This window comes from Clostridium sp. UBA1652 (assembly GCF_002320975.1).
Taxonomy (GTDB): Bacteria; Bacillota; Clostridia; order Clostridiales; family Clostridiaceae; genus Clostridium_T; species Clostridium_T intestinale.
Window position 1 is genome coordinate 94,827 of the sequence record NZ_DCLI01000079.1, and the last position, 24,286, is coordinate 119,112.

General features: G+C 30.1%; 21 protein-coding genes. 2 read left to right on the forward strand and 19 right to left on the reverse strand.

Features of this window, described 5'->3' with window-relative positions; genetic code table 11:
* Positions 1–19: 19 nt before the first annotated feature.
* The 10 genes from B3N22_RS16825 to B3N22_RS16870 form a co-directional block, all read right to left on the reverse strand.
* Positions 20–1,597, reverse strand: a complete 1,578-nt coding sequence (locus B3N22_RS16825) for an alpha-glucoside-specific PTS transporter subunit IIBC (RefSeq protein ID WP_286908841.1) — start codon at positions 1,595–1,597, stop codon at positions 20–22.
* A 246-nt stretch (positions 1,598–1,843) separates the two neighbouring features.
* On the reverse strand, positions 1,844–2,635 hold the full coding sequence (locus tag B3N22_RS16830; RefSeq protein WP_021800809.1) for a MurR/RpiR family transcriptional regulator: 792 nt from the start codon (positions 2,633–2,635) through the stop codon (positions 1,844–1,846).
* A gap of 191 nt (positions 2,636–2,826) precedes the next feature.
* A complete protein-coding gene (locus B3N22_RS16835) occupies positions 2,827–4,248 on the reverse strand; it encodes a HAMP domain-containing sensor histidine kinase (RefSeq protein ID WP_286908843.1) in 1,422 nt (473 codons plus the stop codon).
* Complete coding sequence (locus B3N22_RS16840) at positions 4,245–4,940, reverse strand: response regulator transcription factor (protein ID WP_286908845.1); 696 nt, start codon at positions 4,938–4,940, stop codon at positions 4,245–4,247. Before B3N22_RS16840 ends, B3N22_RS16835 begins: the two co-directional genes overlap by 4 nt.
* Before the next feature lie 18 nt (positions 4,941–4,958).
* Complete coding sequence (locus tag B3N22_RS16845) at positions 4,959–5,732, reverse strand: hypothetical protein (protein WP_286908847.1); 774 nt, start codon at positions 5,730–5,732, stop codon at positions 4,959–4,961.
* 12 nt (positions 5,733–5,744) lie between these two features.
* Positions 5,745–6,569, reverse strand: coding sequence for an ABC transporter permease subunit (locus tag B3N22_RS16850; RefSeq protein WP_286908849.1), 825 nt, complete (start codon positions 6,567–6,569; stop codon positions 5,745–5,747).
* The gene (locus B3N22_RS16855; protein ID WP_286908850.1) at positions 6,569–7,321 is read right to left on the reverse strand and encodes an ABC transporter ATP-binding protein; all 753 of its coding nucleotides are present in this window, start codon (positions 7,319–7,321) and stop codon (positions 6,569–6,571) included. The genes B3N22_RS16850 and B3N22_RS16855 overlap by 1 nt, the downstream gene beginning before the upstream one ends.
* A gap of 139 nt (positions 7,322–7,460) precedes the next feature.
* Positions 7,461–9,419, reverse strand: coding sequence for a glucose PTS transporter subunit IIA (locus B3N22_RS16860; protein ID WP_286908899.1), 1,959 nt, complete (start codon positions 9,417–9,419; stop codon positions 7,461–7,463).
* Positions 9,420–9,621: 202 nt separating this feature from the next.
* Positions 9,622–10,449, reverse strand: a complete 828-nt coding sequence (locus B3N22_RS16865; protein WP_021800802.1) for a PRD domain-containing protein — start codon at positions 10,447–10,449, stop codon at positions 9,622–9,624.
* A 435-nt stretch (positions 10,450–10,884) separates the two neighbouring features.
* Positions 10,885–11,826, reverse strand: coding sequence for a metal ABC transporter solute-binding protein, Zn/Mn family (locus B3N22_RS16870; RefSeq protein ID WP_286908852.1), 942 nt, complete (start codon positions 11,824–11,826; stop codon positions 10,885–10,887).
* Between the two features lie 152 nt (positions 11,827–11,978).
* Here B3N22_RS16870 and B3N22_RS16875 point away from each other — a divergent pair, with 152 nt between their 5' ends.
* Entirely contained in the window at positions 11,979–12,791 is an 813-nt protein-coding gene (locus B3N22_RS16875) for a metal ABC transporter permease (RefSeq protein WP_286908854.1), read from the forward strand.
* A 145-nt stretch (positions 12,792–12,936) separates the two neighbouring features.
* Complete coding sequence (gene guaD, locus B3N22_RS16880) at positions 12,937–14,223, forward strand: guanine deaminase (protein ID WP_286908855.1); 1,287 nt, start codon at positions 12,937–12,939, stop codon at positions 14,221–14,223.
* A gap of 140 nt (positions 14,224–14,363) precedes the next feature.
* Here the strand turns inward: guaD and B3N22_RS16885 are convergent, their stop codons facing one another.
* The 9 genes from B3N22_RS16885 to B3N22_RS16925 all read right to left on the reverse strand — a co-directional run bounded on the left by B3N22_RS16885 (position 14,364) and on the right by B3N22_RS16925 (position 24,264).
* Entirely contained in the window at positions 14,364–14,966 is a 603-nt protein-coding gene (locus B3N22_RS16885) for a DJ-1/PfpI family protein (RefSeq protein WP_286908857.1), read from the reverse strand.
* 57 nt (positions 14,967–15,023) lie between these two features.
* Complete coding sequence (locus B3N22_RS16890; RefSeq protein WP_286908860.1) at positions 15,024–15,839, reverse strand: Cof-type HAD-IIB family hydrolase; 816 nt, start codon at positions 15,837–15,839, stop codon at positions 15,024–15,026.
* A 219-nt stretch (positions 15,840–16,058) separates the two neighbouring features.
* Entirely contained in the window at positions 16,059–16,883 is an 825-nt protein-coding gene (gene manZ / locus B3N22_RS16895; RefSeq protein ID WP_286908862.1) for a PTS mannose transporter subunit IID, read from the reverse strand.
* A 15-nt stretch (positions 16,884–16,898) separates the two neighbouring features.
* Positions 16,899–17,669 carry a PTS mannose/fructose/sorbose transporter subunit IIC gene (locus B3N22_RS16900; protein WP_286908863.1) on the reverse strand — a complete coding sequence of 257 codons (771 nt, stop codon included), beginning with the start codon at positions 17,667–17,669 and terminating at the stop codon, positions 16,899–16,901.
* A gap of 21 nt (positions 17,670–17,690) precedes the next feature.
* On the reverse strand, positions 17,691–18,179 hold the full coding sequence (locus B3N22_RS16905) for a mannose/fructose/sorbose PTS transporter subunit IIB (RefSeq protein ID WP_021800793.1): 489 nt from the start codon (positions 18,177–18,179) through the stop codon (positions 17,691–17,693).
* Position 18,180: 1 nt separating this feature from the next.
* Complete coding sequence (locus B3N22_RS16910; RefSeq protein WP_286908866.1) at positions 18,181–18,597, reverse strand: PTS sugar transporter subunit IIA; 417 nt, start codon at positions 18,595–18,597, stop codon at positions 18,181–18,183.
* A 176-nt stretch (positions 18,598–18,773) separates the two neighbouring features.
* Positions 18,774–21,560, reverse strand: coding sequence for a sigma-54-dependent transcriptional regulator (locus B3N22_RS16915; RefSeq protein WP_286908868.1), 2,787 nt, complete (start codon positions 21,558–21,560; stop codon positions 18,774–18,776).
* 232 nt (positions 21,561–21,792) lie between these two features.
* Positions 21,793–23,433, reverse strand: a complete 1,641-nt coding sequence (locus B3N22_RS16920) for a cellulase family glycosylhydrolase (protein ID WP_286908870.1) — start codon at positions 23,431–23,433, stop codon at positions 21,793–21,795.
* A 168-nt stretch (positions 23,434–23,601) separates the two neighbouring features.
* Positions 23,602–24,264 (reverse strand): PHP domain-containing protein, encoded by a 663-nt coding sequence (locus B3N22_RS16925; protein ID WP_286908872.1) that lies wholly within the window; start codon positions 24,262–24,264, stop codon positions 23,602–23,604.
* Positions 24,265–24,286 lie beyond the last annotated feature (22 nt).

The following is a 24,286-nucleotide window of genomic DNA, read 5'->3' on the forward strand; positions in this document are numbered from 1 at the left end:
ACTTTTTCAAGTATTTTCTTTATAATAAATTTTCAAATTCTTCTCTAATTGTTGGTACAGATAATCCAACTATTACTTGAATTGCATCTCCATTTTTCACAAGCCCATGAGCCCCAGCTTCTTTGAATACTGTATCTGAAGCTATCTTAGTACTATCTTTTACAGTGATCCTTAATCTAGTTGCGCAGTTAGTAACATCTTGAATATTCTCTTTTCCACCTAATGCAGATAAAAACAATTCAGCTTTCACAGCATTTTTATTCTTTTTAGTTACTTCTGTTGCTGAAACTTGCTCTTTCATTTCTTTATATTCTTTCTTAGTATATAATTTAGCATCTTCATCATCGCTTTCACGACCAGGTGTTTTTAAATTAAATCTCTCAATTAAGAACTTAAATACGAAATACCATATTGCGGAGAATATTAACCCTATTATTACTTGTGCTAAGTAAGTATTAAAATGGTATTTTCCTAGAGGTATCCAATTTAATGCAAACCAGTTAATAAGTCCTCCACCAAAATCTCCAACAACTCCAAACATAAATGCTACTGTAGATACAGTTGCAGCTAAAAGTGAGTGAACTACAAACAATCCTGGTGCTATAAATAAGAATGTAAATTCTATTGGTTCAGTAATACCTGTAAATATTGCTGTTAACGCAACTGGAACCATTAACCCTGCAACAACTTTTTTCTTTCCTGGTTTTGCAGTTTTATAGAAAGCTAAAGAAATACCTATTGAACCAAATACTTTTGACATACCTGATAAAGAGAATCCAACCGGATACATTTCCTTTAATGACCTTGCTGATGTAGCAAATTCACTTAAATGTGTTGGCCAATATACCGCAGTACCTCCTTGAACAATTGCATTATCATATACAAATGGTGAATAAACAAAGTGATGTAATCCTGTAGGAATTAATATTCTTTCTAAGAAAGAATATACCCATACCCCAAAGCTTCCTGCCGATACGAAGAAACCTTGCATTGAACGCATTCCAACTTGAACTTGTGGCCATACAAACGCAAATAGTACTGCAAGTGGAATCATAACAAAGAATCCTATCATAACAACTAATGATGACCCTCTAAATATACCTAACATTTCTGGTAATTCTTTATCAAAATATTTATCGTGAATGTAAATTACTATTCCTGATATAATAAGCGCGCCTATCATTCCTGTATCCAATGTTTTAATACCTGCTATCATAGTAAGACCACTTGAACTTCCTACAGCAGCTTCCATATTTACACCAAAGTTTTGTCCCCAATATTTTAATATTGCTGATAAGAAATAATTAAAAGTTAAATATGTTACTACAGCTTCTAAACATGCTCTTGCATTTTGTTTTTTAGCTAGAGCAACTGGTAATCCAATTACAAATAATAACGGCAATTGCATAAATACTGTCCATGCTCCAGAAGCAACAACATCCCAACATTTGTACCACATACCTGAAGGGTCTGCTAAACTTCCCATAACTTCCTGATTCATAAATAAGCTTGAGAACCCTACAGCTATACCTGCAAATGCAAATAATAGCGTTGGAGTAAACATTGCTCCACCGAAACGTTGAATTTTTTTCATCATAATAAACCTAAACCTCCCCTATTCATTATCAACAAGACGTCTTGACAAATATTATACTAGCAATTAACAATATCGTTTTCAATAGCTTAATCTCTTTTAGTTCTACCACGCCAAAACCTGTGTTTTATCACATTTCTTGTGAATTTTCACAGCTAATATTTTATAATTGATAAATTTTTGTCAATTAATTTGATTAAAAAAGAAAACAGTATAGTTAACTTATATAACCAAACTGTTTTCTTATAATTAATTCTTAAAGTCTTTAAATGTCTTCTTTTCAAGATTTCTATTCTTTTTATATAAACCATATCTAACAAACAATATTTCAGCCACAATATATAAAATAGTATAAGATTCAAAGCTCCTATAATTGCTATCGTAGTTTACTTGTGAAGTTGTTATATAAATATTCTCATCACTTAAACTAGCTAATGTATTGTCTTTTAATTTTGTTATAGACACTACTTTTACATTAAGAAGATTCATCTTTTTAGCAAGTTCCACTACTTTATTAGATTCACCGTTTAATGATATTAAAATCACTAAATCATTTGGATTAACTAAACTAAAGAATGTTTCATCTACTGATAATCCTTCAATATCATATAAACATTCTCCCCCATGTAGAAACATCAACTTTAGCTGCTTAGCTACAGCCATTTGAATATCTCCTGAACCATAAACAAAAACTCTATTAGCTTCATAAATTAATTTACAAGCTCCAGTAAAATCTCTTTTAGCTAAATCGTTAATTGCTCTATTATAACCATCACACATAACTTTAATAGCCTCAGTCTCCATCTGCACTTCTTCAGAAGTTTCCCATTTAAGATATATCTTAAGTTCACTATAACCTTTTAATGAAAGCTTCTGAGCAAATCTTAAAATGGTTGTTCTTGATACATTACAACGGCTTGCTAGCTCTTCTATAGTTAAATTACTACAGCTCTTTTTATTTTTAACTATGTATCTCCAGATATGAATATCATTTTGATTTAATTGGCTATAATGTTTATTTACCAGTTCTTCTAAACGCATATTCAAAAATTTCTCCCTTCACTTATATATAATTAGACGTTATTTCTAAGATTCCGATTTTTATTTGTACTTAATATAATTACAAACTAATAACTGTATATATGCTATTTTATTCCTAACACTATCTCTAGAAATTGTATCATAAATTAATCATATAAGATAAATGAAAAAAATTTTTCTTAAATAGTATTTTATGAATTTTTAATATAAAATTCAACACACGCTCCACCATCATCGTTGTTTTTCACCTTAATTTCTCCACCATGCTTTTCAACTATAATTTTAGCTATATTCATACCTAATCCAAAATGGCCTTTTTCCTTAGATCTGCTTTCATCTCCTTGATAAAACTTTTCAAAAATTCTTTTTTTATCTTTCGAGGAGAATCCTATTCCGCTATCTTCTATTTTAAAATGTAATTCATCAATATAATTAGTAATTTTCAACTTAATAAACCCACCTTCTGGCGTAAATCTATTACTATTTGATATTATATTATCTAAAACCTGACCTATCCTATAAACATCTATTTTGACATTTGATTTTTCTTCATTAAAATCCATATAATCAACTGAAAATTTTATATTCTTTTTCTTACATATAACTTCATAATTACTTTTTATCTCTTCTACAAAATTTTCTAAGTGTACATCTTTAGGTGATAATTTGAAATCTATTCGCTCTAATTTAGATATAATATTCATATCCTCAATTAGTTTTATAGCTCTATTGGTATTATTAGCTATAGTATCTATATATTTGTGTAATCTTTCCTTATTATCAAGGTTACTTTCTTGTAGCACTTCTATATGTCCTTTAATTACTGTAAGGGGTGTTCTTAAATCATGTCCTATAGCAGCGATCATATCACTTCTTTCTTGCTCTATTAACCATTGGGTATTTAATGAAATTTGAAGTTCATCTCTCATAGCTTCAAAAGCTTTAGTAAGCTCCCCTAATTCATTATCAGCTTCATATTCCATGTGAAAATCTAAATCTTTGTTTTTTATCTTCTTAGCTGCATTTATTAAATCATCAATAGGTTTATTTATATTTCTGCTAAACCTTCTTACAAATATCCATGTACATATACTTATATATATAAATGGGGAAAATAGAAGAACTCCATCAGATGGAACTAAGAAATTCCACTTTTCATTTTTTGCTGTGGCCTTCAAATAATATCTTATTAAAACGACGCCTTTTATCTCTCCCTCTTTCTTTATAAACTTAAAAACACTTATATTTTGTCCGTGTATATATCTACTTTCATTTTCTTCTAATGATTTCTTTTCATTCGGTGATATCTTTTCTATATCTCCATATATAGGATTATATTCGTTATCTAAAACTATATATTCAATACCGTTTTTAGGAATCACAGTCTCTAATTCTTGCCGATTAGCTTTATTTAAAACTGATGTTCCTTGCGACTCTATATAATCTATGATACCAGGAACCATTTTCTCATAATAATTGCTTGGAAGAATTAAATTTTTGCTCATAGCTATAAAATATCCGCTATAGGTTATAATTGATAACAGCAAACTTACAGAAATTATAAATACAAAACATAAAACAAACTGCTTTTTAATAGAAAGATATTTAATCATTTATTTTTCTCCCACTTATACCCGACTCCCCATACTGTAGAGATATAATCTAAGTTCTCATTAATTACAAGTAGTTTATTTCTTATATTTTTCACATGTTCAGCAACAGATGAGGAGTCACCTTCAGCATCATATCCCCAAATCTTTTCATATATCTGTTCTTTAGAGAAGACTTGCATAGGATGTAAACATAGAAGTTCTATAATATCAAACTCTTTTTTTGTAAAACGCACCTCTGTTTTCTCATTATCATAATAAAGTTCTCTACTTGAAATATCTATACTTAAACTTCCAAAATAAATAATATTTCTTCTTTCTCCTTGATAGGTCCTTCTATCTCTTCTTATATGAGCAGATACTCTTGCCTTAAGCTCTCTTATGCTAAAAGGTTTTGTTATATAATCATCTCCACCTAAAGCTAATGCTTTTAACTTATCCATTTCATCTTGTTTTGCGCTTAAGAATATTATTGGACAATTTACTTTATCTCTTATTTTATTACAAACCTCATACCCATCTTTACCAGGCATCATAATATCTAGAAGAATTAAATCTGGTTGTTTATTAATCATAGAAACAGCCATATCTCCATCATAAGCTGTTATTACTTCATATCCTTCATCAACTAAAGCATCTTCAATGAAATCAACTATTTCTTTTTCATCATCACAAATAAGTATTCTTCCATGCATAAAATCACCTTCTTAAATTTAATACAAAAAGTCTTTTCTTTTCCACAAAGTTAAAGTTGAAGTTATACCTATTATTATAAATGATACTACAATTATATAAAAACTATAAGATTGTACATTTCCTAAAACATCAAAGATATCTTTCCCACTACTTAAAAAGAAAAAGAAATCATCTCCTAATACATATATTCCTCCAATAAAAAATCCTACTATGCTCATAAATGCCAAAACTACATTAGGTATTATAGTACATATAAGGGTACTTAATGAAAGAACAGTAATTAATATAACAAATTCAACAAAATAATACTTTGCTCTGTATATAAAAGCTCCAAGAAAACTAAAGTTTCCTGATACTTTAAAGAACTCTGTACTATCAACTTTATCAAAACACAATTCTCCTAAAATACTTGTTAGAACAAACATGATAAAAACAACAATAAATGTAACTATTATTTGAGCAATTATTTTAGAAACTATAAACTGCCACTTCTTATAGGGTCTAATCATTACATTTCTATAGTATCCTAAACTATGTTCCCCATTAAAACAATCCACATAAAGCATAGGTAATACAACAAAAACTAATAGGGGATGAATGTCTCTAACAATAAAAACTCCAAAATTTAGAGAATTAAGTTTCATAATAGTATCAGGATCATAAAACCCCATATCAGATTGCTTCATAAAAAATCCCCACAAAATTGTTATACCTATAAATAAAATCAGTAGCCCTTTAGTTTTTCCTCTACTCCAAACTCTCTCTAATTCGCTAATTACTAAATTTTTCATAATTCTCTCCTCCTAAATATTCTTATCACTTCTTGTAAATATCACATAAGATGTGGTTATAAACACAACTATATAAACCACTAATATTAAAGTGCTCCAGCCCAAAAACAGAGACCTTTCACCTAATGCCATTGCTATTCCCATATGTTGAATATGAGTAATAGATAACAATTGAATCTTCATAGTTCCCACACCCTTTATGGAACTAAATATATATACTAACTGTGGATAAATAAGTGAAAATAGCAAAAATCCTACTCCTGATCCAATAGCTGTTGTTATACTTCTACTAATAATTCCAATAAAAATTCCTACTGATGCAAAAGCTAAAAGTGTTATAAATGAATAACTATAATATTTAAGTGCATATATAAAACTTTGAGATATAGTGAAAAAACCATCATAGTAGAATATCTTTATATTATCTACCCGTGGCATAAGAAAATATCCAATAACCAAACTACATATAAAATAAGTAATAAGCATCATAAGTATAGTAGTAAACATAGCAAAGATCTTACAAACAAATAGCTGCCCAAAGGATTTACACCTAATTAACACCATTCTTATTTCTCCGGTTCTATATTCTTCTGTTATAGATAAAGCAATAATTAATAGTGCTGAAGCATTAAAAAAAGTAATAAGTTGCTCTTGTATTGTAGCGGCTGGAAAATTACCAAAGGAAGTAAATTCTGCACTAGCTAGATCTACTGCAATATTATGTGATAAATAGTATTTTCCTGAAGCAAAAATTACGAAAGGAATTAACAAAAACAAAAGCCAAGTACTTTTTTTACTCCATATCCTTTCAAATTCACATACAAATAAGTTTTTCATTAAATAATCCTCTCATTTCTTGTCATTATATTTATAAATGCATCTTCTAATCTTCCACTATTACTTGATTCCTTAATTAGTTCTTTTGTAGTTCCTGTCCAGATTAATATTCCTTCCTTTATTAGTACTAACTTATTACAAACTTGTTGCAGTTCATCTAATAAATGACTAGATATAAAAAAGGTTATTCCTTTTGTTTCCTTAAGCATAATGATAAGTTCTCTAAGCTCTTTCATTCCCATTGGGTCTAGACCATTTGCAGGTTCATCTAATATAACTATCTCTGGATCATTTAAAAGAGCCTGTGCAATTCCAAGTCTTTGCTTCATACCTAATGAATAAGTTTTAACTTTATCCTTAGCTCTATCTTTTAAACCAACAATTTCTAAAACCTCTTCAACTTTTTCTAGCTGCTTTTTTCTTTCCATCCCTTTATTGAGCCTAGCTAAATTTTGAAGATTTTTTCTTCCTGACATATAAGGGAAAAATATAGGACTCTCTACTATTGCTCCTAAGTTTTCTAAAGCTTCACCTCTGTTATTTATTATATTTTTTCCTGATATAGTGATTTCTCCGCTAGTTGGCTTTATAAGACCTGTAATCATCCTTATGGTAGTTGTTTTTCCTGCTCCATTAGAACCTAAAAATCCGCAGATATCTCCTTTATTTACTTCAAAAGATAAATCTTGAATTATCTTTCTTCTCCCAATATTTTTATTAAGATTCTTTACACATAACTTTGTATTACTCAAAATAAATACCACCTTTATTCTTATTTTTTCTTTAAAATAAGAATAAAGCTAATTTTTAAAGATTTTATAAGGTTTTCTAATATTTCCATCAAAAAAGGCCCATCAAAGCATAATTTACTTTGATGGGCCTCTATCAAATCTAGTTGATATGTACTGTTGCTACCTTATCACCATGATTTTTATTCCCTAAATCTAATTTTATGTCTGTTACTAGATTCATGTTAGTTATGATTACTGGAGTTATATTACTTTTTGCTTTTTCTTTGATAAGCTCATTATCAAATGTTAGTAATAAATCTCCTTTTTTAACTTTATCCCCTTGATTTACATGTGCAGTGAAACCTTCTCCATTTAAGCTTACAGTATCAATACCTACATGAACTAATACTTCTAAAGCTTCTGGCGTTTCTATTGCTATTGCATGTTTAGTTGGGAAAAGAACCTTGATTTCTCCGTCTGCTGGAGCATATACTTTGTTGTCTGATGGTACAACTGCATATCCATCACCAAGCATTTTTCCTGCAAAAACTTCATCCGGAACCTCTGATAATTCAACTGCTTTACCATCAATTGGATTAAGTAATTCAGCTACTGCACTAACTGCTGGTTTTGCTTCAACTTCTTCTACTTTTTCAGCCTTAGTTTCAGCTTTTTGTGAAACATATCCACCATTTGCTATTATTGCTTTGATATCATCTTTAATCTTTTCTGCTTCTGTTCCAAATATTGCTTGAACATTGCTTCCAGCAACTAAAACACCTGCAGCACCTAAAGCTTTTAATGTACCTTGATCAACTGCCGCTGGATCTTTTAAAGTAAGTCTTAGTCTTGTTATACATGCATCTAAAACTTCTATGTTATCTTTTCCACCTATAGCTTCTAAAACCTTAGCTGCTCTTTCACTTCCTTTGAAGTTAAGAGGTGCTATATCTTCACTACTTTCATCTTCTCTACCTGGAGTTTTAGCATTAGTAGCTCTTATTACAAAGTAGAATACGAAGAAGTATAATGCAAAATAAGCTATACCTACAAGCCATATAAGAACAGGGTGTCCAGCAAACTTAAGTCCTAATAAATAGTCAATAAATGATGCTGAGAAAGTGTAACCAAGTCTTATTTGTAATAAGCTAGTTATTATACCTGATAAGAATGCTGCCGCAACATGGAATACAAAAAGTATTGGTGCAACGAATATAAATGAAAATTCTATTGGTTCAGTGATTCCTGTTAAGAAAGCAACTAAAGCTGCTGATATCATCATACCAGATACTTTTTTTCTGTTTTCCTTTTTAGCTGCTGCTATCATAGCTACAGCTGCTCCTGGAAGACCAAACATTAAAACTGGATATTCAGATGCCATAAATATTCCGGCAGTTGGATCTCCATGGAAATATCTAGCTGTATCACCAAAGTAAGTTACTCCATTAGATACATATTCACCAACTTGATAAAGGAATGTTGGATAATACATGTGATGTAAACCAACTGGAATAAGAAGTCTCTTACCTGCTGCGTATAATGCAGGACCAAATACTGATGAACTTGCCCATTGAGAGAATACGTTAATTCCATCTTGTATAGGAGCCCATATTTGAACTCCAACAGCAGCAAAAATTAAGGCTGCAACAGATGTTATTATTGGAACAAATCTTTTTCCACCAAAGAAACCTAAAACTTGTGGTAACTTAATATCATGGAACTTGTTGTATAAAACACCTGCAATTAAACCTATTATGATTCCACCAAAAACACCCATGTTAATATTTGTTTTAGAAACTATATCAGCATATGCGGCAGTTTGCATAAATGCATCTAATGATACCCCTTGCTCAGAAGCAGTTTTTGTAGCTAATGATAAAGCTGCGTCTGCGCTTGCAACCTTTATAATTGCTTGAAGTATAAGCTGACCAACAACTGATGCTAATGCAGCTACTGCTTCTCCACCTGAAAATCCTATAGCAACTCCAACAGCAAATATCATTGGAAGATTAGTAAATATAGCATCTCCTGCTTGAGCCATGTAAGGAATGTTTAATAAGTCCGGCTGTCCAAATCTTAATAAAAGTCCAGCTGCTGGTAAAACTGATACTGGTAACATCAATGATTTACCTATTTTTTGAAGAACTGAAAAAAGTTTTTTCAAAATAATACCTCCTAAAAATTATTAATATTTATATATAATTCTGTATTATTCCTATTTTTACAGAATTAATACCAAAACAAAAAAACACGAACTAAGAAACATAACTATACTTGTAGTTATATTTCTTAATTCGTGCCTAATTTAATAGTAACACTAATTACATTTCTTTAATCCTATTTATATGGAGTGCCATATATCCAATTTCATCTTCTGGCACCTTTAAAGAAAATATGTTTTCAATTTTCATAGCAACCTTAATTGCAATGTCGTATTGATTATAGTATTCTTTTTTTATGTTGTCAAGCAGTTCATTTTTAATATATTTTTTCTTAATTACTCTTTCAATCATAAAATTCAGATGAGTTATAGTTCTTACATAACTTAAAGTTCCCCTATCAACAGGCTTATTTAGAAGCTTATATAAAAACTCCATAACTTCTCCTATTTTCCTAGTATATGCTAAAGTATCACTAACGTTTTGATTACCCATAGCAGCTTTTATATGCATACATATAAAGCCAATTTCTCCTTTAGGTAGGTTCACTTTAATATCTCTGTTTATCATATTTAATGAGGTTTCTGCTAATCTATACTCTCTAGGATATAAAGCTTCTAGCTCACTTAAAAAAGGATTTTCGATATTTATGCCTTCCGAAACTCTTCTAATTGCAAAGTTAATATGATCTGGGAGAGAAACATGTATGGCTTCACTTAATTTCACATTTAATTCTTTTTCGCATAAGGATATTATTTCTTCAGAAATACCTATGATTTCACTACTAACATTCTCTAATACCTTGTTAAAGTTTTCCTTATGTTTTTCAGATTGCTTTACAAAAATATTCTCTATTCTATTGTCTTCAATCTTTTTACCTTTATTAGTATTAAAACCTATTGCATTACCTACTAAGACAAACTCTTCTTTATCTTTTTCAGCAATTACAACATTGTTGTTTAACACCTTTTTAATTATATAATTTCCCATGATTCCTCCCAGTATTACTAAAAAACGATTTGCACTTCTATTCTGTAGAAACTCTTCTTCTCAAGAGTTTCATTAAATTCCTTAACTAAATTGATTAGACTGAAGCTGATAATCACTTCTACAGTATTAATGTGCACTTCTGCTCTGTAGAAACTCTTCTCCTCAAGAGTTTCATTAAATTCCTTAACTAAATGATTAGACTGAAGCTGAGGAGCGCTTCTACCGAGCTAATGTGCACTTCTATTCTGTAGAAGTTTGCAAAACTTCATTAGATTCCTTAACAAATGATTTGATGAAGCTGGGGATCGCTTCTACAGTATTAATGTGTTTATTTTATACTAGCTTCTATTTATTATCAACAATTTATTTTAAGTTATTCTGTAAAAAACTTAGTGTCAGAAATCTATTAATCAGACTTCTGACACTTTATTTTCTCTATTTAAGACTTTTATAAATCTTTTCTAAATTATCTCTCATACTCTCAATATAATTTTTGTTGTCTTCTTTACTCTCAATTGTGTATATCTTTTCTACAGTTGCTCCAACCTCTTTCGCAAGGGTTTCAGAAACTTTAGGGCTTGCAAGCTCTTCCATAAATATAGTTTTTACTTTATGAGTCTTTGAATACTCTATAAGTTTTTCTAACTTTTGTGGAGTTGGTTCACCTTCTGCAAAAACATCTTCAACACTGTTTTGTTCTAATCCGAAATCTCTACATAAGTATCCAAAAGCAGCATGACCAGTTACAAACACTTTATTAGAAACTGAATCGAACTTCGTCTTATAGTCATTATAAAGAGTATCTAATTCAGCTGCAAACTCTGTATAGTTAGCTTCATAAAAATCTTTATTAGTTTCATCAACTTTAACTAAAGCATTTTTTATGTTTTCTGCTTCTATCTTAGCACTTTGCAGACTTAACCATGTATGTGGATCAAATTCCCCATGTTCATGTTCTTCTCCAGCTTCTTCTTCATGCTCGTCAGCATGTTCATCTTCATTCTTTATAGGATCTATGTTATCAGATGCTACAACTATACTTAATTCTTTATTATCCACTGCTTCTAAGGTTTTTTCTACCCATTCTTCCATCCCTAATCCATTATATACAAATATATCAGCCTTGCTTATCGCTTCCATATCTTTTGCTTTTGGCTCAAAATCATGTGGTTCTGTCCCTTCTGAAATTACTGTTTGCACATCAACCTTATCTTTTCCTACTGCTTCCACAAATTCCTTTAATGGATTAAAAGAAACTATAACTTTAACTTTGTCATCTTTATTACCGCTATCAGCCTTATTAGTTTTCGTAGCACATCCTCCTAATATAGAAACACTTAGCGCCAAAACCATGGCTGATAAAAATTTTTTATTCATTTTTACACTCCTTAAGAAATTATTTGTTGCAATCCATTTGCATTTACACTTATAATATACTTATGGACAGTTGCTTGTCAATATGATTTTTTTAAGTAATTTCCATTAATATATTTTTTTGTTAGTAATAACTTTAGTCTCAGGAGGACCAAATGCTTCAATACGGTTTTATGCAAAATGCAATGATAATCTCATTATTAATATCAATACTATGCCCTTGTATAGGAATATTCTTAGTCTTAAAAAGACATTCAATGATAGGGGATACCCTTGCTCACAGTTCTTTGGCAGGTGTATCTATAGGGGTTCTTTTCGGATTTAATCCGTTATTAAGCGCTTTTGCCTTTACCTCAGTTTGTGCGGTATTAATAGAAGTTCTAAAGAACTATTATAAAAAATATGCAGAAGTAATATTAGTTATAGTTTTATCACTCAGTGTCGGTATAGCAATAACTATAATGAGTTCTGGCAAAATTAAATCAAATGTTAACTCCTATCTTTTTGGTAGTATTTTAACAGTTTCAACTCAAGACTTAATAACAGTTGGAATTTTAAGCTTAATTACAATATTAGTACTTATATTTTTCTTTGATAAGCTACTTTATACAACTTTTGATGAAGAAGGTGCTCAAGTAGCTGGAATTAAAGTAAAGTTTATTAATTTTATTTTTTCACTACTAGTTGCTGCAACAGTATCAGTATCTATAAGAGTTGTTGGGGTTTTAGTACTTACTTCAATGATAGCTCTTCCTGTTGCTACAGCTCTTCAATTTAATCAAGGTTTTAAGAAAACTTTGTTTTTATCAGTAATTATAAGTGTTGTAGATATTCTTTCTGGACTTATAATCTCCTATTATGCAAATTGCGCAGCTGGTGGAGTTATATCTTTAGTTTCTGTTGGAATGCTTATACTCGTAATTTTGTTTAAAATAGTATTCTCATCAGTATCTCATAAAGCTGCTTAGATATACTAATTGTAAACAGCTCTTTAAGGATGAATATAATTTATCCTTAAAGAGCTGTTTTATTTTCTTAATAGAATTATTTTTCTATAAGTGTTATCATATTTCTAATAAAAAAATAATATATAACTTGGGGGCGATGATAAACATGAATAATAATATTAAAATTTATCAAGGCAATGTTATTTTTACTAAAGCACCAAAAGAATTTAAAATTTATAATAAGGGCTATATAGTTGTTAAAGAAGGAAAAGTTGAGGGAGTTTATGAAAATCTTCCTGAAAAATATTCATCTCAGGATGTAATAGACTATGGAGACAAATTAATAATTCCAGGAATGAATGATCTTCACTGCCATGCGCCACAATTCAGAAACTTAGGCATGGCTATGGATAAAGAATTAATACCTTGGCTTAATGATTATACTTTTCCTGAAGAATCTAAATACAAAGACTTAGAGTATGCAAAAAAAATGTATGGAAGATTTATAAAAGAAATATGGAGACAAGGGACTACTAGAATAGCTATATATGCAACTATTCACAAAGAAGCTTCTGCTTTATTGGTAGACATGCTTACAAAATCAGGACTTGGTGCCTTAGTTGGCAAAGTTAACATGGATAGAAACTCACCTGACTTTCTTATAGAAAGTTTAGAAGATTCTCTTAAAGCTACAGAAGAACTATTAGATAAATATAGTAGTTCACAGCTTGTAAAACCTATAATAACTCCAAGATTTGTCCCAACTTGCAGTTCTGAACTTATGTCTGGACTTGGAGATTTAAGTGAAAAATATAATGCACCTGTACAATCTCATCTATCTGAAAATAAAGGAGAAATTAGATGGGTACAAGATTTATATCCTAATTCAAATTACTATGGAGAAGTCTATAATGACTTTAAACTCTTTGGGCAAAAACCTACACTAATGGCTCATTGTAGTTTTTCAACTGATGAAGAACTTGAATTAATGAAGAAAAATAATGTAATGGCTGTACATTGTCCAAGTTCTAATTTAAATGTTGGAAGTGGTATGATGCCAATTAGAAAGTTTCTAGATAAAGGTATCTCTGTAGCCCTTGGTTCTGATATAAGTGGTGGACATACATCATCTATTTTTAAAACCATGGTATATGCTATTGAGGTTTCGAAACTATTTTGGGCAAACTCTGATAAAAAAATAGATTTTTTATCTAACTCAGAAGCTTTTTATCTAGCTACTAAGGGTGGCGGAAGTTTCTTTGGAAATGTAGGTAGTTTTGAAAAAGGTTATGATTTTGATGCTTTAGTTATAGATGACAGTGACTTAAATCATGATAACTATACTTTAGAAGAAAGATTAGAGAGATTTATATATATTGGTGATGATAGAAATATCCTTCATAGATATGTATGCGGTAACTTAATTGATGAATCTCGAATTTTAATGATTTGATAAACATCATACTTCTACCATAAAAATCGGCAACTCCAAAGAGTCGCTGGTTTTTATTAATCTATGTTAAACTATAAAAAAAGGATCTTAAGACCACTTGATAATTTAATAAGAGTTTTAACAGAATCTATAGTCTTATATTACTTATTACTTTCATTCTTTTTAAATCCCATTATCTCTTTTATATAATCAGTATTACTTTTAGAAGTTAAAATTTCTAGAAGCTTAAATGCTACGTCTATTGCAGTTGAAGGATTCCAACAAGTTATTATTTTCCCATATATAACTACTGGTTCATTAATTACATCTACCCCAAATTCTTTTAATTGTTTTTGTCTATTTCCGTTATTTAAATTATATGTGGTAGCCCTTTTATTTGTCAGAACTCCACTTTTTCCAAGTGGTAATGCAGCTACACAAATTGAGGCTATTACTTTATCCTTATTATAAAATTCTCTTATAAGATTTAAAAACTCTTCACTATAGGAATCTTCATAAAAACCATACTCTTCAAAACCTCCTGGAATTGCTAAAGCGTCATAATCATCAACATTAACTTCTTCAAGTATTATATCTGTATGTACCACAAGTCCAAATGTACTAACAACTTCTCTATTTATTCCACAGGTAACTATCTTAGTTGTTTTGTCTCCATCTAATAAGTTCCACCCCATAACATCAATAAATACGCTTGCCTCATAAGTTTCAAATCCTTTTGCTAATAACAATAATATCTTCTTCATGATTTCCCCGCCTTTAAAATATATAATTATTTCAATTATACACTAATCTTTAAAAACTCAGATAAAAAAATATTTTTCTAATACTTTAGCAACACCATCCTCGTCATTTGTAGCTGTAATATCATCAGCCTTCTCTTTAACTATATCTGGAGCATTTCCCATAGCTATTCCTACCCCAGCATATTGAAGCATGTCCATATCATTATAGTTATCCCCTATTGCTATCACTTCTTTTTTCTCTATATTTAGCTTATTACATAAAAATTCTATAGCAGAAGTCTTTGATGCTTTCTTAGTCATGATTTCTAAATAAGTTGTTTTAGATGGATATATATTTAGCCCTTCAAACTTTTCTCCTTTTAGTTTATCTGCCAACCTAGAGATATTTTCTACATCTGACATAGATAGTATTTTATTTGCTCCTTTTTTTTCTTTTCTCCATACCTCTATTAACTCTTGAAAGTTTATTATTGTAGGAATTATTTTTGTTATTTCACTTTCCTGTCTTACCCATTCATCTATTTCTTCTACAAACCATTCATTATCTCTATATAAGCTAATATGAATATTCTCATCTTTAGCTGTATTATAGATATTTTTTATATCCTCTATCTCGATTTCTTTTGTTGTTAGCACTTCTCTTTTTTCATCTATTATTAAAGACCCACTATAACAAATAATCGGTTCAATTATTCCAAGCTCTTTTTGAAAAGGCAGTATTCCCTTAGGCATTCTAGCAGAAACTAAAATCACAGTAATGTTCTCTTCCTTAGAAATTATTTTTATGATATTTTTTGTTCTTTTACTTATTTTGTGCCTAGAATTTAATAATGTACCATCAATATCAAGGCAGACCATTTTAAAATTTCTCATATTACACTCCCCCATTTCCTTCTTAAAATTTAAGTAATAATAACTTCTATGTTATCTTTATTATAAAAAATCTATTAAGCACTTGAAGATGAATATAAAAAGCCTTTCTTTATAAGATAAGTTAACAACTTTTTTAGGGCTTATATGTATGTTTAAGCAATTGCCTATCGCACCAAAAGCCATCACAACTAAATTGTGATAGCTTCCTTAATTTAATGATTATGCTAATATCCCCAATGCATATCCTATTATCCCTACAGCAAATAATGAGAAGATTATAACTATAGGATTTACTTTTTTCTTTAATAATTTCATACAAACAAAAGTCAATATTAATGGTAAAATTCCTGGTAATAATTGATCTAAAATCCCTTGAACAGTTGTTGTTACAGTTGTTCCATCTTGTGCCACATATTCTGAAAGTACATATGGTACATTTATACTTGTCCACTTTGAAACTAATGCACCCATTACAAATAATCCTAATATTGATGCACCTTGAGTAAGTTTTTGTAGTGTGTTACCAGCCATATCTGAAACAATTTCTGTTCCTTTTTGATACCCATACTTTAATCCAAACCACTTTGTTGCAAGTCTTAGTACATTAAAGATTACAAAGAACAATAATGGTCCAAGTAAACTTCCTCCAATTGCTATAGAAGCTCCAAGTGCTGCAACTACAGGTCTTAGAGTTCCCCAAAACACTGGATCTCCAACCCCTGCAAGTGGTCCCATAAGTCCAACCTTTACACCACTTATTGAAGCATCATCTATTTCTACACCATTAGCTTTTTGTTCTTCCATAGCTGCTGTAACACCCATTATTGGCGCCGATATAAATGGTTGAGTATTAAAGAATTCAAGATGTCTTTTTAAAGCTGCTTTTTGATCTTCTTTTTTAGTATATAATCTTTTAATTGCAGGAATTAATGTAACGCAAAATCCTACAGACTGCATTCTTTCAAAATTAAAGGAACCTAATAAAAACCAAGAACGCACGAACATCTTTTTAATATCACTATTAGTTATTTTATTTTCACTCATTTTTAATGCCCCCTTCTAAAGTTCGTCAAAGTCATCTGCTGCAACTTGACTTTTATTAAATGTAGGATTTAATTGAATATAGAATATTGCAAATACAACTCCTAATATTCCGAATCCAACAAGATTTATATTTAAGAATGCTGCTAGTACAAATCCAAAGAAGAAAAATGGCATAATGCTTTTAGCTTCCATCATGTTAATAACCATTGCATAACCTACAACAACTATAAATCCACCTGAAATTTGTAAACCTCTTGTTACTACTTCTGGAATAGAATTTAACATAGCTGTTACTGTATCTGTTCCTGCTACTGCCGCAACTAATCCCGCTGGCACCGCTACACGTATACCTTGTAATAATAAAGCTATAAAATGACACATTTCTATTCCTCTAAAATTAGCCTCTTCTGCATACTTATCCGCAAGATGCTGAAAAAACACTGTTATGGTTCTAACAAATATAGTTAAAACTTGTCCAGCAGCTGCTATTGGTATTGCTACTGCTATACCTGCACCTATAGATTGATGTCCTACTATTACTAATATTGTTGATATAACACTTGCTAAAGCTGCATCTGGAGCCATTGCTGCCCCAACATTCATCCATCCAAGTGCCATCATTTCTAAAGTACCACCTAAAATAATTCCTGTTTTAATATCCCCCAAAACTAATCCTATAAGAGTACATGCTACTAATGGTCTATGAGTTTGTCCTTCATCTAATACACTACCCATACCACAAATAGCTGCAACAAGTATAACCAATATCATTTGAATAGTATTCATTGTTATTCCCTCCTAATATATTTATTCTTTTAATGAATCCAATTTACTAATTAAATCTATTTTAGGATTGCTAGCGATTTGTCTAATCTCTAGCTCTACTCCTAATTCATGAAGTTTTCTAAAGGCTTTTATATCTTTTTCATCTACTGATACCGCCCCGGTTATTTGAGTTTTTCCTTCTTTATAACACATTCCTCCAACGTTTACAGACTTTATATCAACACCTCCTTCTATTGCTCTTAATACATCCGTTGGATTAGTGAATAAAAACATTGATTTGAAATCCTTATATTTAGGATTTTTATAAGCTTCTATAGCTTTATCAATGGATACAACATAAGCTTTTATATCTGCTGGTGCAACTTGAAGCAACAAGGTTTTTCTTAGCTTGTCCTGAGCAACCTCATCACTGCAAGCTATAATCTTATTACACTTTGTTTCTTTAACCCACACCGTAGCAACTTGTCCATGTATTAATCTATCATCAATTCTTACAAAATTAATTTGCATTTTATAATTCCTCCTCTATGTTAACAAAATTTGATTTAAAACTTTTTATTCCCATATTTCCCGCCGTTTCTGCAACCTTAACTAACTCTTCAATATTCATTGAATCTCTAACTGCAAAAACCTCTAATAACATGGGAAGATTTACACCAGTAACTATATCAATATGTTCTTCCTTAACAGCTACTCTACTTGCAGCATTATATGGACTTCCTCCAAATAGATCTACCATAAAAAGCAATCCATCCTTATAATCTAACTCTTCCATGATACTCTCATATTTATTTATAAGATCATCTGCACTCTCACCAGGATTAAAAGTAACGTACTGTATATTCTCCTGTTTTCCAAATATCATTTCTGATGATTTAACTATTTCTCTTGAAAATTCTCCATGAGTTCCTACTATTATTGCTACCATATTTGTCACCTCCATTATTTCTTTCTACACCATTTAATATAGCAATTGCCGTGCCAATCTCTTGTATTAGAATATTTTTGTGCATAACTTAGCTTAATTCTTAATATTTGAGCTTCATTTTTGAGTAAATATGATATCTTTGATACAAAACTTTTAGTTTTGATACAAGTTCATATTTATAAAAGTGCTTTTTGATACTTCTCAACTAAAATTCTGCAAATATAATATTTTTCATCATCAGTTAGATTTATCTTTAAATTTTTATTAAAAATCTTACAGGAATTATCTACTGCATTTATAACTCTTTCACTAAATCCATCCTTTTCATCACTATACATTAGTCCCTCTCCTATAATCATTCTTTCTAAGGCATATGCAACATGACTAATTAATGATATTTTCATGCTATTATCTAATTCCATTTCAAGATTTTTCTCTAGTTCTACTATAAATCTTAACAATATACCTATTATCTTATGTGGATTTAAATAAGTCAGGAATTCAACTAAACTATTTTCACATAAGTCTTTTATTACTAGATTTTTATCTTCGGTTACTATAGTTAAGTTATTGTTAGTTAGAATTTCTCTTAACATCACTTCTCCATTAGCACCTAAAAGTTTTTCTACTGAAATAAAGGGAATATTCTCTGTTGGCTTTTTTATTCCTATTACTGCTAATATATTTTCCTTTTTAAATTGTTTAATAGTTTTATCAAGTTCTTTTACGCCTACTGGAATGATATTAATATTTTCACCAGTTAAACTTATTACAGTTTTCTCAACTATTTCTTTAAGCTTTTCCGCAGTCCCCCTCCCTGAGGAACATACTGTTATAATGGTTTTATTTATGAAGTTACCCTTATTAAATAAATTGTCATCATATCCTCTAAAGTTTTTAAGAGAATGGTATATATCTTCAAGAGGCATATCTAAAATACTTGATTTTCTTACTGCCTCTAATATAATTGGAGTAGATACCATGTCTATACTTCTAACCTGTATTCCTGTTCTTTCAGTTATTGTGGATTCAAACATAGCTAAGGAGCCCATATCTACTAAAAGCAGAACTCCTTTTCCATCATCCATCTCTTGTACCTTGGCAATAACTGTTTCTAATATATCTTTGGGACTTACTTCTAATGGCATATCTACACCACATAAATTACAATTTCCAAGCAAACTCTTTACCACGTTAACCATACTACTTGCTGTAGAATTACCATGAGCCGCTACAATAATTCCAACTTCCCCGCCTTTTTCTTCTTGTACTGATTTTAAAAGAATTGCAATATAAGTAACTTCAACTTCTGGAACCTCTATCTTAAATCTTTCACTTATTAAGCTTCTTATTTTTACAGCTAAAAAGTGTTCTTTATCCATTTCATTTGAAGAGTTATAAACCTTCTGCTCTTGATATTTTTTATCCTTTATCCTCTTTAATAGAGAGCTTAAATGAAGGCTTAAAGCGTAAACAAATCTATCACTATACAATCTCTCCATTTCTTTTTCAGCTAATATTTTTATCTCTTTTGCAAAATACAATATCTCTTTATCAACAATTTTTAGTAAGCCACCTTTACTTTCTTTATTCTTAGCAAACTTATTATAAAAACTCTTTATGTGTATGTTTACATCTGTCGTTATAAAGTTATTTATATACTCATCATCCATCCCCTCTTCTTTTAATATAAGAAGCTTGTCTTCTATGAGCTTATATAAATTAAAGGGAGGTTCATAAGAATCTTTTCCTTCATTAATGACCTTATATCCATCAGGATTTATATAAAGACTTGAATCCAAAATTGAATTTAATTCCTGAAACTGCTTTCTATCTCTACCTATTTCAAAAAATCCATCTTTTATATTAGAAGATAAATCTTTAAAATCTAGTTCTATATAATCAGCCTGACTATTTATGCTATTTAAAAAACCTTTTGCACAAGTTAGTTGAATATTAGATTTTAGTTGACCTATGTTTCCATAGCTAGCACTTCCTATCAAAGCTTTTACTACTTCTGGAGATGCCTTTATTGATTTGTTTACCCTATGAGCTTCATTAAGAAATAAATGCCTTATTATCTCTATCTTTTCTTCATTGGTTCTATCCTGTAATGATGGGATGTTTATAGTTATAGGAATTCTTCTCATAAAGGTTTTAAGCATATAAGAATCTGTTTCTTCTGTAGTTGCTCCTATTATAAGCACATTAGCTTTTCTATCCCTCTCTGTTTCTCCCATTTTGCAATACTTGCCTGTATCCATAAAATAAAAGATCATTTCTTGACCTTCTGGTGGCAGTCTGTGTATTTCGTCTAAAAGTAATATTCCTCCATTAGCCTTTTCAACTAATCCCTGCTTTTCTGAATCTGCTCCTGTAAATGCACCTTTTACATGTCCGAAAATATGTGATAAAAGTAGTTGAGGATTGTTATAATAATCAGCACAATTAAAAACTACAAAGGGTGCCGAATCCTTAAATATGTTCATAAACTTCCCATAGTTGTACATCATGTTAGCAAATAAAGTTTTTCCTACACCTGTTTGTCCAACTATTAATGTATTTAGACCATTAGGTGGATAAAGAATTGCAGCTTTGGCTTGCTCTATTTGATTTTTTAAACTCTTATCTGCTCCAATTAATAACTTAAAAGGTTCTTTTTTTTCACTATTTTCAAGCATTTCTTTTATACTTTTAACTTCAATGATTTCACCTTCTAAAGTAATATTAAGAATTTTTTCAACTGTTGCTTTATTTAAAAATCTAACTGGCCTAGAAGTTATTTTTATTATTTTGTTAGCTCTTAACAATTCATTAAGTTCTTTGCTTACATTATTTCTTAGTATATCTAGATCTTCTGCTATTTTATTTGAAGTAAACGCGATGTCGTTTAATAGTTCTTCTTTAGTTAGTTTTTCAGTATTTTCTTCAAGATAACTATAAATTTTATCTATTCTTTTCATAAGTACACCCCCTAAATTTAGTGTTTCTATTTATTTTATTAGCAAAATATATGCCAAAGTATGTATCAATTTTTTACCATGCTTATTTTTGATTGTTTGTGATTGCTTGTAATTATTTTATAATACTTTCAATATTTAAACAACCAATATCTATCACATATAATCATAGTTGCTAAAATAAAAAAGAGATATAGAAAATAATCTTTAAATTATTTTCTATATCTCAACATTGTTATTGTGCTGTGATAGTAAATGCTTCCCAAGCTCCTCCAACAGAATCTTTATTAGCATATAAAACTGCACCATTATTTATATCTGCAGACACATATTTATTGTTTGCCATAGCTTGAAGTGCTATTGTACCATCTGCAAGTTGTACTTTCTTGAATTTTTCCCACTGCTGAATAGATGTACTTCTTGCAATAAGTTTTGTACCTTGATCTATATCTGTACATACATATTTATTATTAACCTTAGATTGTAGTGATATTGTACCATCACTATTATTTATAACTTTAAAAAGCTCCCAATCTCCTGCTGATGTTCTGTTTGCTACTAATGGACTATCCCCATAATTATCTGCACTTATTATATTACCATTAGCTCTTGCTGTTAAATATGAGTATCCAGTAGTAACTGGAGGTATTGTTGTACCAGCAGTATATTTCTTAACTAAGTTCTGGAAGGTTGTATTTGGTGTAAAGTTTGAGGTATTAAATTTCTGCCACTTTGATGCTATAGTAGCTGAACTATCATTATTAATGTCTGGTACTGCATTAGTATTTTTATTGAAATATCCCCAATTTCCATAATCTGAAGTTACTTTATAGGTCCAATTTGTCCAAGATGCATTTACTGAGTTTAAGTTTCCTAGGAATTTCTCCCAAAGATCATTAAATTGGAATACACAAAATTCCCCTGCATATACTGGAACATTCCACATATTTTGATGTTCCTTGATTCCTCTAATTGCATTATCTATCAAGTTATTTTGCACATTCCAGTTAGTTGATTCACCTGTAGCCATTGCATAGTAATGCATTTCATAAACTACATTTGTCCATCCATATACTGATGGAGCATATAATTGATTCCAATCCCAAGCTGCTTCCATGTATATCATATGATCTGGATCTATTGCACGTATAGCTTTATATAATCTATTATAAAAATTATTTAGTTGATCTTTTCCAACTTTATCTGGTTCATTTAATAAATCATATCCTGCTACAGCTGGATTTCCTTTATAATGATTAGCTATACCTTCCCATAACTTAACTGTTCTATCTTGATATTCTGTATTTTTCCATAGCTGTGGATCAGAATTAACTTCTCCGCAATTATCAAAAGTATTTTGTCCACCAAATGTTCCATGAAGATCAAGTAAAACATAAATTCCTCTATTAGAACATTCTCTAACTAGCCAATCTAGTTTACTCCAAGGGTCAGCTTTCCAATTCCCATACTTGTCCATAAGCTCTAAATATAATATTGGAACACGCACAAAATTCATTCCCATATTTTTAATATTATCTAAATCTGCTGTAGTGAGCCATGAATTTTGATAGGTGCTTATTAAGCTTTCTTTAGTACTTTCTCCAAACCTATTTGTAAGAGTTTCTCTTAATGTCCATTCATCCTTAACTCCAAGTGGTGACATCCAACCTTCTTGTAACATCCATCCCCCAAGATTTGTTCCTCTTAGATTCACAACTTGCCCATTTCCATAGTTATCTTTTATTAATGTTCCATTAGTTTTTAAGAATCCACTAGTTCCAATAGCTGCTTTAGTAGTAATTGGAGGAACTAAAAACATTCCTAAAAGTATTAAGAAAGTAATCATAAGTGAAAGTGTCTTAGTTTTTTTTAACATTTTAACCCCTTCTTCCATTTAATTCCATACTTCATTTCAATTTTAATCCCTTTATTTCTTATAAACAAGGGTTCAAATTTATAAAATAGTATATCATTTTGTGGAATTTCTCTCTGAAAAATAAAACGTAAGAATTTAACAACATTTAAATTCTTACGTTTCTAATAATCAAATATTTCTATTTAAGAATTTTTCTATTTCCTCTTTATTGAGAAATACATCCCCAACTCTTCCATGTCTTTTATCTAGCCTTTTGTCTGTATGAAAATCTGAACCTGCTGTATAAAACCACCCTTTTTCTTTAGCTACTTTCTTAAAATAATCAGTTTCATCCTGAGAATTTTTCCAGTAAATAGCCTCTATACCATCAAGTTGCATATTTAAAATTTCTTCTAATATATAAGGCTTTATTTTTACAGGATGAGCTAATACTACTGTTGCTCCAAAATGTCTTAAAAAGTCTATCCCTGTTTGAGTGCAAACCCTACTATTCATACAATCAAAATCTATAGAGACTTTATTCCCTATGAGATTTTTTAACCCCTTCATGTCATGGCTCTTCATATATTTTAATGAATTTTGAAATACCTCATCTTTATAACCATCATTCATAAAATACCCTAATATATGAATTTTTTTGCCTTTATGTCTTGTGGATAACTCCATACCTGGAATTATTTTAACATCTATCATTTTTCCTATTTCTATAGCTTCTTCAACACCATTCATAGTGTTATGGTCAGTTATAGCCATAATATCTAAACCTTTTTCTTTACCCATAATTACAACCTCAGTTGGAGTATATTCTCCATCTGAATTAGTAGTGTGCATATGGAAATCTCCTTTTGTATAC

Excerpts from the sequence above, each read along its gene's own strand:
- B3N22_RS16915 (WP_286908868.1), bottom strand. The coding sequence starts at position 21,560 with ATGAAAAGAATAGATAAAATTTATAGTTATCTTGAAGAAAATACTGAA.
- B3N22_RS16845 (WP_286908847.1), bottom strand. The coding sequence starts at position 5,732 with ATGAAAAATTTAGTAATTAGCGAATTAGAGAGAGTTTGGAGTAGAGGA.
- B3N22_RS16865 (WP_021800802.1), bottom strand. The coding sequence starts at position 10,449 with ATGGGAAATTATATAATTAAAAAGGTGTTAAACAACAATGTTGTAATT.
- B3N22_RS16875 (WP_286908854.1), top strand. The coding sequence starts at position 11,979 with ATGCTTCAATACGGTTTTATGCAAAATGCAATGATAATCTCATTATTA.
- B3N22_RS16860 (WP_286908899.1), bottom strand. The coding sequence starts at position 9,419 with ATGTTACCAGTATCAGTTTTACCAGCAGCTGGACTTTTATTAAGATTT.
- B3N22_RS16890 (WP_286908860.1), bottom strand. The coding sequence starts at position 15,839 with ATGAGAAATTTTAAAATGGTCTGCCTTGATATTGATGGTACATTATTA.
- manZ (WP_286908862.1), bottom strand. The coding sequence starts at position 16,883 with ATGAGTGAAAATAAAATAACTAATAGTGATATTAAAAAGATGTTCGTG.
- B3N22_RS16840 (WP_286908845.1), bottom strand. The coding sequence starts at position 4,940 with ATGCATGGAAGAATACTTATTTGTGATGATGAAAAAGAAATAGTTGAT.
- B3N22_RS16900 (WP_286908863.1), bottom strand. The coding sequence starts at position 17,669 with ATGAATACTATTCAAATGATATTGGTTATACTTGTTGCAGCTATTTGT.
- B3N22_RS16905 (WP_021800793.1), bottom strand. The coding sequence starts at position 18,179 with ATGCAAATTAATTTTGTAAGAATTGATGATAGATTAATACATGGACAA.
- B3N22_RS16885 (WP_286908857.1), bottom strand. The coding sequence starts at position 14,966 with ATGAAGAAGATATTATTGTTATTAGCAAAAGGATTTGAAACTTATGAG.
- guaD (WP_286908855.1), top strand. The coding sequence starts at position 12,937 with ATGAATAATAATATTAAAATTTATCAAGGCAATGTTATTTTTACTAAA.
- B3N22_RS16910 (WP_286908866.1), bottom strand. The coding sequence starts at position 18,597 with ATGGTAGCAATAATAGTAGGAACTCATGGAGAATTTTCAAGAGAAATA.
- B3N22_RS16835 (WP_286908843.1), bottom strand. The coding sequence starts at position 4,248 with ATGATTAAATATCTTTCTATTAAAAAGCAGTTTGTTTTATGTTTTGTA.
- B3N22_RS16920 (WP_286908870.1), bottom strand. The coding sequence starts at position 23,433 with ATGTTAAAAAAAACTAAGACACTTTCACTTATGATTACTTTCTTAATA.
- B3N22_RS16925 (WP_286908872.1), bottom strand. The coding sequence starts at position 24,264 with ATGCACACTACTAATTCAGATGGAGAATATACTCCAACTGAGGTTGTA.
- B3N22_RS16830 (WP_021800809.1), bottom strand. The coding sequence starts at position 2,635 with ATGCGTTTAGAAGAACTGGTAAATAAACATTATAGCCAATTAAATCAA.
- B3N22_RS16870 (WP_286908852.1), bottom strand. The coding sequence starts at position 11,826 with ATGAATAAAAAATTTTTATCAGCCATGGTTTTGGCGCTAAGTGTTTCT.
- B3N22_RS16850 (WP_286908849.1), bottom strand. The coding sequence starts at position 6,569 with ATGAAAAACTTATTTGTATGTGAATTTGAAAGGATATGGAGTAAAAAA.
- B3N22_RS16825 (WP_286908841.1), bottom strand. The coding sequence starts at position 1,597 with ATGATGAAAAAAATTCAACGTTTCGGTGGAGCAATGTTTACTCCAACG.